General features: G+C 70.7%; 6 protein-coding genes. All 6 read left to right on the top strand.

What is annotated here, in order from left to right:
• Positions 1 to 126: 126 nt before the first annotated feature.
• The 6 genes from BJP40_RS31240 to BJP40_RS01565 all read left to right on the top strand — a co-directional run bounded on the left by BJP40_RS31240 (position 127) and on the right by BJP40_RS01565 (position 10,146).
• Positions 127 to 816, top strand: coding sequence for a hypothetical protein (locus tag BJP40_RS31240; RefSeq protein ID WP_079170839.1), 690 nt, complete (start codon positions 127 to 129; stop codon positions 814 to 816).
• A 37-nt stretch (positions 817 to 853) separates the two neighbouring features.
• Positions 854 to 3,553, top strand: a complete 2,700-nt coding sequence (locus BJP40_RS01585) for a DEAD/DEAH box helicase (protein ID WP_079170838.1) — start codon at positions 854 to 856, stop codon at positions 3,551 to 3,553.
• 1,126 nt (positions 3,554 to 4,679) lie between these two features.
• The gene (locus BJP40_RS01580) at positions 4,680 to 6,110 is read left to right on the top strand and encodes a TniQ family protein (RefSeq protein WP_071277933.1); all 1,431 of its coding nucleotides are present in this window, start codon (positions 4,680 to 4,682) and stop codon (positions 6,108 to 6,110) included.
• A gap of 117 nt (positions 6,111 to 6,227) precedes the next feature.
• The gene (locus tag BJP40_RS01575) at positions 6,228 to 6,992 is read left to right on the top strand and encodes a TnsA-like heteromeric transposase endonuclease subunit (RefSeq protein WP_107416669.1); all 765 of its coding nucleotides are present in this window, start codon (positions 6,228 to 6,230) and stop codon (positions 6,990 to 6,992) included.
• Complete coding sequence (locus BJP40_RS01570) at positions 6,989 to 9,103, top strand: Mu transposase C-terminal domain-containing protein (protein WP_071277930.1); 2,115 nt, start codon at positions 6,989 to 6,991, stop codon at positions 9,101 to 9,103. Before BJP40_RS01575 ends, BJP40_RS01570 begins: the two co-directional genes overlap by 4 nt.
• Before the next feature lie 74 nt (positions 9,104 to 9,177).
• Positions 9,178 to 10,146: an ATP-binding protein gene (locus BJP40_RS01565; RefSeq protein WP_071277940.1), complete on the top strand. Its 969-nt coding sequence runs from the start codon at positions 9,178 to 9,180 to the stop codon at positions 10,144 to 10,146.
• Positions 10,147 to 10,376: the final 230 nt, after the last annotated feature.

Here is a 10,376-nt window from a genome sequence, read left to right as displayed (position 1 = left end):
GGGGGTCGCTCGTTCGTGTGGGTTCCAGTGTACCGCGTGCATCCGGTAGATGCAGCATGTACCGTTGGCGGAAACACAGGACACCCGCCCGGGAACCTCCCCGAATTCCGAGAGGAACGACCGCAGATGACCGGTCACCCCGAATCTACCGGACCCGATCCCGCGCTGAGCAGCGATTCTCTGCGCCGGGTGACGCAGTACCAGACGGCGGGCGTCAACGCCCGGTTGAGGCTGTTCGCCCTCCTGGAGGCGCAGGGAGTGCCCGCGAGCGAGGCGGACGACCTGGTGGCCGCGCTGGAGGCCGGGGCGGTCGCCGGGGCGCAGTGCGAGGTGGTGGAGCTGGGCGGGATGACGCCGGCGTCTCGGGGTGAGGTGTTCGAGGACGGCTGGGATGAGGGCGTGGCGACGGTGAGCGAGGCCCTGGTGGGTATCGCGGATCGAGAGTGGTCCCGGCGCGGTGGCCGGTCGGCGGGTGCCGCTGAGCTGGCCGTACATATCGCGGACGTGAGGCAGCGTGAGCGGGCCGACCTGGTGCGGTTGGAGAGGTTCGTCCGGGAGTCCGTACTGCCGGGCACGCACCCGCACACCACGGCGCGGCGCCGGGTGCTGGAGGCGCTGGGCGAGGCCGGCGGTCTGTGCACCGCGCGGACGCGGAACACGGACGGGGACGTCGTGGTCTGCACGCTCGATGCCGGGCACTACGACCCGGACGACGTGCCGCCCTTCAAGGACGGGAAGCCCGGCGGCTGGCACAAGGCCGGTGGGCAGATCTGGAACGACTCGGGCGCGGCCTGCATTCCGCACGCGGCCATCTGAAAGACCACGGGAATTCAGGCATAGGGGAGGCAAGGAAATGTCAGCGATCCAGCTCAAGGAACACCAGGTAGATCAGCGCTCCGCGTTTCGTAGGTGGGTGGGATTCCCTGCAAGGTCATCTGTGCCCCCGCAGGGTGCCCGGGGCACGATCGTGTCAGCGACCGGGTCGGGCAAGACGATCACGGCCGCCGCGTGCGCGCTGGAGAGCTTCTCGGACGGCCGGATCCTCGTGACTGTCCCGACCCTGGACCTGCTCGCGCAGACCGCCCAGGCGTGGCGGGCGGTGGGCCACCGGGCCCCGATGGTCGCGGTGTGCTCGCTGGAGAACGACCCGGTCCTGGGCGCGCTCGGGGTACGGACCACCACCAACCCCATTCAGCTCGCCCTGTGGGCCGGGCACGGGCCGGTCGTCGTGTTCGCCACGTACGCCTCTCTCGTGGACCGTGAGGACGTGGACGCTCCCGAGGGGCAGCGGAAGGTTCGCGGGCCGCTGGAGGCCGCGCTGGCGGGCGGGGAGCGGCTCTACGGCCAGCACATGGACGGCTTCGACCTCGCGATCGTGGATGAGGCCCACGGAACCGCTGGTGATCTTGGCCGTCCGTGGGCGGCGATCCACGACAACGCCCGGATCCCGGCGGACTTCCGGCTCTACCTCACCGCGACCCCGCGCATCCTCGCCGCGCCCCGGCCGCAGAAGGGCGCGGACGGCCAGGAGGTGGAGCTGGCGACGATGTCGGATGACCCGGACGGGACCTACGGCAAGTGGATCGCAGAGCTCGGTCTGAGCGAGGCGATCGAGCGCGAAATCCTTGCGGGATTTGAGATCGACGTCCTGGAGATCCGCGACCCCTCCCCCGTTCTCGGGGAGTCGGAGGAGGCGCGACGGGGCCGGCGCCTGGCGCTCTTGCAGACGGCGCTCCTGGAGCACGCGGCGGCGTACAACCTGCGTACGGTCATGACGTTCCACCAGAAGGTCGAGGAGGCCGCCGCGTTCGCGGAGAAGCTGCCGCAGACAGCTGCCGCGCTGTACGTCAACGACGCCTCCGATGAGGACCTGGCGGCCGCCGACAAGCTGCCGAAGTCGTCGATCGACGCGGAGTTCTACGAACTCGAGGCCGGCCGCCACGTACCGCCGGACCGCGTGTGGTCGGCGTGGCTGTGCGGCGACCACCTCGTGTCCGAGCGGCGCGAAGTCCTGCGCCAGTTCGCCAACGGCATCGACGCGAACAACCGGCGGGTCCACCGGGCCTTCCTCGCCAGCGTTCGCGTGCTCGGGGAAGGCGTCGACATCACCGGCGAGCGGGGAGTCGACTCGATCTGCTTCGCCGACACCCGCGGCTCCCAGGTCGAGATCGTGCAGAACATCGGCCGGGCGCTCCGCCTCAACAAGGACGGCAGCATCAAGGTGGCCAGGATCATCGTGCCCGTGTTCCTGGAGCCGAACGAGGACCCGACCGACATGGTCGCCTCCGCGAGCTTCAAGCCGCTCGTGGCCGTGCTCCAGGGGCTGCGCAGCCACGATGAGCGCCTGGTCGAGCAGCTCGCTTCCCGGGCGCTCACGAGCGGCAAGCGCAAGGTCCACGTCCGGCGCGACGAGGACGGGCGGATCGTCGGGGCCGGCGGCGAGGGCGAGGACCAGGAGGACGACGACACGCAGGCCGCCGCCGAAGCCGCCCTGCTCCACTTCTCCAGCCCGCGCGACGCCGCGACCATCGCGGCGTTCCTGCGCACCCGGGTCTACCGGCCGGAATCCCTGGTCTGGCTGGAGGGCTACCAGGCCCTGCTCCGGTGGCGGAAGGAGAACGAGATCACCGGCGTCTACGCCGTTCCGTATGACGTCGAGGTCGAGGTCGGGGCGACGAAGTCGTTTCCGCTTGGCCGTTGGGTGCATCAGCAGCGGAAGGCGCAGCGGGCCGGGGATCTGGAGGACCGGCGCAAGACGCTCCTGGACGCCCCGGAGGCCGGGATGGTCTGGGAGCCGGGCGAGGAGGCATGGGAGAACAAGCTCGCCGCGCTCCGCTCCTACCGGCGGGCCACCGGGCACCTCGCGCCCCGGCAGGACGCCGTGTGGGGCGAGGGCGAAGCGATGGTGCCCATCGGGCAGCACATGGCGAACCTGCGCCGGAAGGGCGGTCTGAGCAAGGATCCGGAACGGGCCGCCGTACGCGCGCAGCAGCTGGCCGCGGTCGACGAGGACTGGAACTGCCCCTGGCCGCTGGACTGGCAGCGGCACTACCGCGTCCTGGCGGACCTGGTCGACGCCGACGGCGTCCTGCCAGCCATCGAACCGGGGGTGCTGTTCGAAGGCGATGACATCGGGCGGTGGCTGGAGCGGCAGAAGAACCCGGGCACCTGGGCGCAGCTGTCGACAGAGCAGCAGGAACGGCTGACCAAGCTGGGCGTGCAGCCCGCCCAGGCCCCGTCTCCCGCCCCGGCGGCGCCCCGTACGGCGAAGGGCCCGAGCAAGGCACAGCAGGCGTTCCAGCGTGGCCTGGCAGCCCTGGCGCAGTGGGTGGAGCGGGAAGGCGCCCACCGGCCCGTACCGCGCGGCGCGGTCGTGGAGATCGAGGGCGACGGCGAGACGGAGCCGATGACCGTCAAGCTGGGCGTATGGATTTCGAACACGAAATCCAGAAGGGACCGGCTGGACGCCGACCAGCTCGCCGCCCTCGCGAAGCTGGGCATGGACTGGGCGAAGCCGGTGACGATCCCCCAGGCCGCCCCGGGCGCCCTCTGATCGCCGTCTTGCACTGTGACCGAGCCATGGGCTTCTTGAGGCCCGTGGCCCGGCGCTGTGGCCATGGTTCGATCGATGTGCTGGCAGGTCAGAGGTGTAACGCGGACTCTGCTGCGCCTCTGGTGTTGCACGCTGTGCGGCCCCCGCTCCCGTGGAGAACAGACTTCACTGCGACGCGAAGGGCGCTGGACCAAGCCCTGCAACGCCGACTTCAGTGTGGCCGCTTGTCGCCATGAACTCGCTCTCACGCCCATCGGGCAAGCGCAGCATTCCAGGGTCCGCGTCGAAGAGGTCAACGCGGCTTTCCGGATCTGCCAGTGTGCTACTGCCAGCCCAGGTACTGTCCCGGTCCGACTCCCGGTTGTCGCTCCGGCGAGGGTCGTAACGCAGAACAAGGGACGCGGTGACCGCGACTTCGCGACCGTCAGGCATGACGACGACGGCAGGGCCCGCATAGCGCTGACGGCCATCGCCCGGGTGGAAGGGCGCGCGAGGATCCATGCCGGGAGGCTAGCGCGCAGCACGTACACCTTCTACCCCCTCCCCCGGCAGTCGCTCAGGCGCGCCAAACTGCTCGGGCCAGATGGTTGGCTCGCGGGTCAGGCATGCGCCACGTCTGGGGAGCGAGGCGGTGGATGCTCCACGGTCCAGCGACGTTCGATGTTCAGGCTGGGCGGAAAAGCGGCGTACTGCAAGATGTACTGCGGAGCGGAATGTGTCTGACCCTCCCAAGGCTTGGGCTGACTTGGGCTGTTCGGCTTCCAATGCTTCCAGGGATCGTGCTGCGGGTACATCTGCGGCACTGTGTGATCCCGGGTACCGCCTGCCTTGGCCGCGCGTTTTCCCGACGACGCTTTACCCACCGGCTGTCCTCCCCTGTGGCTGTTCGCGCTAGTCATACAGGGAACCGAGCGAGGGGTGTCAGCGGATTTCGTGGGGCACCGCGAACTGTCTAGTGACCACTCGCAGCGTTGTAGGGCCCTGGACATGGGGGTCCCGTGCCGAGTGCGGTGGCGGGGATCTCCGCCACGACGTCGTTCAGGCTTCCTGATCCGGTTCGCTTGATCTCCTAGGCATCCGTTGCGAACGTGCCCGCCCGGGACCGCGAACACGGCACTGTGGGGGAGTGATCCATCACCCTGGCCTCCTGCGGACCGCTCCCCTGCAGGGGGAGACGACCTCGTCGCTGATCTCCCGCATCGCGAGCCGCTACGGAATGGAGGCGAAGGCTTTGCGGTCCTGCTGGCACTGGCACAACCATCAGCCCAAGCACGAAGGCGGCGCCTGGCGGGCTGACGCCGAGGTGCTGCTGAACGCAACCGGGCGGCATCTCCTGGCAGAACTGTGCGGCGTCGAGGCAGACGTGCTGGCGCGTGCGTTGCCCTCCTGGGCGCGGCAGGACGGCAAGCTGCCGGCCGAGGGAGGTGGAGTGCCAGCGGCGGCGTGGCGGATTGGCGGCGTTGTTGCCGGGCCGGTGGCGTACGGCTGCCGGCTGTGCGCGGCCCGGCGCACGGCAACGGCTTTCCGGGCGATGCGGTACGCCCCGCGGTGGGATCGGGTGTGCGTACGGCACGGGCGGTGGCTCTTGGACGCGGACGCCGACCAGCCCCACGAGTGCCTGGACGTGCGGCAGCTGCCGGAGATGGTGTGGGCGCAGCGGCGCTGGGCGGGGGTGGCGCGGCGGGCCGTGCGGGCTGGGGCCGAGCCGGAGCGGGTGTTCACTCTGGCGTGGGCGGTGGTGGCACGGTGGTGGGATCAGGCCTTGCACTGGGAGCGGGAGACGATCTGGCCGCGGCGGCTGCATCAGGTCGCGGGCGGGAATGCAGGTGGTGATCTGGCGTGGTGGCGGATCGTCGGGCGGGACGCGGTCGTCTTCCCCGAAGTGGTGACGGTCGCGGACGCTCTGCTGGACCCGGCGATGGCGGAGTTGGTGTGGGTGGACAGTGGTGCGGGGCGGCCGCGGGCGCTGGCCGCCGACGGGATGTTCTGCCGTCGGCTCGGGGAGCGTGTCGGGCGCGCGTGGCTGGGGCCGTTGGCGGCGACGGATCACGGCGGTCCGCTGATCGCCTGGATGGGCAGCGTCATCCGCCGACGCCGCGGAGCCGGCGGCCCGCCGGGGTACGCGGACGATCCCTGGTGGGTGCGCCAGGAGCATCAGCCGGTGACCATGGCCGGGCAGTTGCGGGTGCTCGGCAAAGAGAAACGGGCGCCGGGCTCGGGGACGATGTGGCGGGCGGTGGTGCCGCCCGAGCAGCGGGCGCGGATCGGCAGCCTCATCGACAGTGCCGAGGAACAGTTGCTTCAGCTGCGCGGCGTGCAGAGCGGGCCGACCGCCGAGGTCTCCCGGCAGCTGCTGCGCGGTCTCGGGCACAGTGCCGGTCTGATCGAGGCGGCCTGGAAGCGGACCGCGGTGGCGGCGGTGAACGGTGGAGTGCCATTGGAGGAGGTGGCCCGGTGGGCGGACATGCCCGCCGAGGTCCTCAGGGGCATGCTGACGGCAGGCGGGCAGGAAGACGGCGGCGGAGAACGACGGGGCGGGGTGTCGGCTGTTAGCTGATAGGGCACTCGTTTGTGGCAGAAATCCCGAAAGCGGCGTCGTCTGCCGGCGGGAGGGGCTTGGCTGACGCAGGTGATCAGCACAGGGGCGACCCGGCCCGGGGGCCGGGCAGGGCGAGTGGCCGTGGATCGAGGGAGCGGGTTCGAGGCGGTGTTCCTCGATCCGGTGGGGCAGGCGGTGCAGCAGCGGTGGGCGGATGCTGCCATGACCGTGGCGTTCGAGGACTTGCCGCCGGTGTCGGCGTTCCCGGTGGTCCCGGGGCGGCGCTGGGGTCCGGGGCTGTGGTGGTCGGCGACCACCGGGCGGCACGTGGCCGCGGGGTCGAACGCGATGCGTGCCCAGCTGATGGTCCTGGACCGCGACCCTGACGTGACAGGCCTGGCGGGGCGGCCCGTGCGGCTGCTGTGGCGTGATGGACGGGGACGGGAGCGTGCTTGGGTGCCGCAGCTGTTCGCCCGGTACCGCGACGGCACGGGTCTGCTGGCCGACTGCCCCAGCCACCCGGAAGCCGGCGGCGAACGCGCTGTGAAGGCTGCCGAAGCGATGGGCGAGGCGTGTCAGGAGATCGGCTGGACCTACCGGCGCCTCGCGCCGCTCGACGATGTGCTGGCCGCCAATCTGAAGTGGCTGGCCGGCTACCGCCATCCCCGCAACGTCGGCCGTCTGGGCCTGATGTCCGCTGTTCTGGAGGCGTTCACGCGGCCGCGGCCGCTGCTCGCGGGAGCCGAAGCTGTCGGTGACCCGATCGAGGTGCTTCCCGTCGTCTTCCACGCCCTGTGGCACGGACAGCTCACAACGGACCTGGAGGCGCCGCTGCACGAGTGCGTCCTTGTCGGCCCCAGGGACTGGAACGGTCCAGGCGAGACGGAAGGTGCCAAGTGAGCGCGCGGCGCAATGCGCGGCCGGCGGTGAAGGTCGGGGCGCATGTCCGTTTCCGCGGCGTGAAGTGGCAGGTGGTCGCCCTGTCCGGGCAGACCGTTCACCTCGTCGGCCCGGACGGCGGTGGCGAGGCGGTGCTCGCCGGGTACCTGTTCGCCGATCCCGGCTTCAGCGTCATCGGGGCCGACGTGCCGCAGGCGGCCCCGCAGTGGGGGCTGTTCGAGACCGCGCCCGCCGCGGCGCGGGAGAAGGCCCTGGCCTGGCAGCGGCACGTGAGGGAGGTCGAATGCGGCCTTGCCGACGGGCCTGGCAGCGGTGGAGTGGTGCGGGAGCAGTACGACCCCGCACGGCACACGCTGGCCGAGCGGGAGCAGGCCAAGGCTGAGGAGCTGACCGCCCTGGGGTTCGGGCGGGTGTCGCGTACCACGGTGCAGCGCATGCGCCTGGCCTACCGCAAACAGGGCCTGTGGGGGCTCCTGGACCACCGCACCACCCGCGCCTCCAGCCCCACTGGGCGGGCTGACGAGCGGGTCGTCGCCGCCGTCCGCGAGGCGCTGCGCCGCCGGCGCGGGCGTTCCAAGGGCACTGTCAGCGGCCTGTTCCCGCTGATCAACCAGATTCTCAAGGAGCGGCACGGTTCCGGTGCGGTGCCCGTGCCGTCGCAGGCCACGCTGTACCGTCTCGTCACCTCCCTCGCCCGCCCCGGTGAACTGCCCAGTGGTCCGGTGCGGCAGGTGCCCGCGAGCGTCGAGGGGCGGGCTTTCACCCCCGCCATGGCGCTGCGGCCGGGCGAGCAGGTCCAGATCGACACCACCCGCCTGGATGTCCTGGCCCTCTTCGACGACGGGCGCCTGGCCCGGCCCGAGCTGACTATCGCCGTCGACGTCGCCACCCGCTCCATCCTGGCCGCCGTGCTGTGCCCGAGCGCGACCAAGGCCGTCGACGCGGCCCTGCTGCTGGCGGAGATGGCCGTCCCGCACCCGGCCAGGCCGCCCTGGCCGGACATCCTGCGCATGGTCCACGCCCGCACGCTCCCCCACCAGCGGCTGGCCACGCTGGACGAGCGCCTGGCCGGTGCGGCGGCCCGGCCGGTCGTGTTGCCCGAGACGATCGTCGTCGACCGGGGCAAGGTCTTCGTCTCCGCCGCGTTCACCGCCGCCTGCGAGACCCTCGGCATCAGCGTCCAGCCCGCCCCGCCCCGCGCCCCCACCGCGAAGGGCATCGTCGAGCGGACCTTCGGGTCCATCAACGCCCTGTTCTGCCAGCACCTGCCCGGCTACACCGGCTCCGACGTCACCCGCCGCGGCCCCGACACCGAGAAAGACGCCTGCTACAGCGTCGCCCAAATGCAGGACCTCCTCGACGAGTGGCTGGTGCACTACCACCACCGGCCCCACGAAGGCCTGCGCCACCCGATGATGCCCAGGAAGGCGCTCACCCCGAATGAGATGTGGGCCGCGCTCGTCGCCGTCGCCGGACACGTCCCCGTCCCAATGACCGGGCGCGACTACCTCGAACTGCTGCCCGTGCGCTGGCAGGCCATCACCCCCGCCGGCATCACCATCCACCACCGCACCTACGACGCGGATCTCCTCGCCCCGCACCGCGGCCAGGCCTCCCCTGTCGCCGGCAGAGGCGGGAAATGGGAGATCCACTACAACCCCCACGATGTGCGCCAGATCTGGGTCCGGCTTCCCGACGGTGAACTTACCGAGATTCCGTGGATCCACCGCGACCACGTCCACCGGCCCTTCGACGAACGGACCTGGCAGCACATCCGCACCCAGGCCGTTGACGGCAACCACGGTTACGCCGAGCAGTACGAAGCCAGCCTCGCCGACGCCCTCGACCAGCTCATGCGCCGCGTCCACAGCGGCCACGCCACCAAAGCGGAGCAGGACCTCATGGCCCGCACCGCTCACATCCCGCTCCCCACAGCCGGCGATGGGAACCACGGCACCGAAGCAGCCGCCGACAGCCCTGCGCAGCAAGGCGACGAAGGCAACGACGACAGCATCGACGACCTCGACGACCTGCCCGACGACGACGTCAGCCCCGCCTCGGCCGCCGGATTCGGGCTCTACAACGCGCACGAGGAAGCCGCCACATGGTGAACCCGAGCCAGGCAAGCGCGGGCAGCGCACAAGGCGGCACCGGCGACAGCGGCGAGGCCGAGCTGTCCTGGCCCCTGACCACCTGGCAGGGCTGGCACCGCTTCGCCACCACCGACCCGCCCACCCCTCCCCGCCCTGGCGACCCGCCCCGCAGCACAGAGGAACGCCTGGCCTACCACTCCGCGTTCGTCACCATCCGCACCCCCGCCATCCACACCCTAGCCACCCAGGTCCGCACCCTGATGACCCTCGGCCGCCACCAGCAGACCACCGCCCGGCCCTCGCTGATCGTCACCGGACCCGCCGCAGCAGGGAAAACGACCGCGCTCCTCAACGTCGGCCGCACCTGCCACCTCGCCCACATCCGCAAGAACCCCGCACCGCCCGGATCAGCGCACGCAGTGGTACCCGTCGCGTATGTCCTGGTCCCGCCCGGCGCGACCGCGAAAACCCTCGTCACCGAGTTCGCCCGCTACCTCGGCATCCCCGTCACAGCCCGCATGACCCAGACCCAGATCACCGACGCCGTCTGCCACACCTACACCCAAGCCGGTGTACAGCTCGTTCTCATCGACGAGATCCACCGTCTCAACCCCCGCACCACCACAGGCGCCCAAACCGCAGACCTGATCAAAGACCTCAGCGAACGTCTGCCCGCCACGTTCGTCTACGCCGGCATCAACGTCACCGACACACCCCTCTTCACCGGCGTCAGAGGCGCCCAACTCGCCGGACGCGCCACCCTCGTCGACTGCGGTCCCCTCCCCGCTCGCCACGGCACCCGTCACCCATTCCGCGACGTCATCACCGACATCGAAAACGCACTCGACCTCGAACACCACAAACGCGGCACGCTCCCCCGCCACGCGGCTTACCTCCACCAGCGCACCGCCGGCCGCATCGGATCCCTCACCCGACTCATCCGCCAAGCAGCCATCACCGCCATCCACGACGGCACCGAACGCATCACCAAACGATCACTCGAAGCCATCCGCCTCGACCACCTCGCCGAAACCCACCACCGCCCCCGCCAAGGCCGATAGGCCCACCTGCCAGGCAGACAGAACAGCTCTGACCAGCACAAACACCAGCCGGGCCTTTACACGCTAGAACTACCTACAACACACCCCGCCCCGCTCAGCACAGAACGCATAACCCCAGCCCACACACCCCGGCCACCCCCGCCGAACCGCCAACTCCGCCCCTCAATAAACCCACAACACCCCAGGCCACCAACGACCCGGCACACCAACAAACCCCCCTCCGAGCGTTA

This window comes from Streptomyces sp. CC53, assembly GCF_001865245.1.
Lineage (GTDB): Bacteria > Actinomycetota > Actinomycetes > Streptomycetales > Streptomycetaceae > Streptomyces.
Note: the sequence above shows the minus strand (reverse complement) of the source record. Positions and strands in the feature narration are given on the sequence as shown.

What these genes read in the sequence shown, in the direction of transcription:
- BJP40_RS31240 (WP_079170839.1), top strand. Translation starts at nt 127, where the DNA reads ATGACCGGTCACCCCGAATCTACCGGACCCGATCCCGCGCTGAGCAGC.
- BJP40_RS01585 (WP_079170838.1), top strand. Translation starts at nt 854, where the DNA reads ATGTCAGCGATCCAGCTCAAGGAACACCAGGTAGATCAGCGCTCCGCG.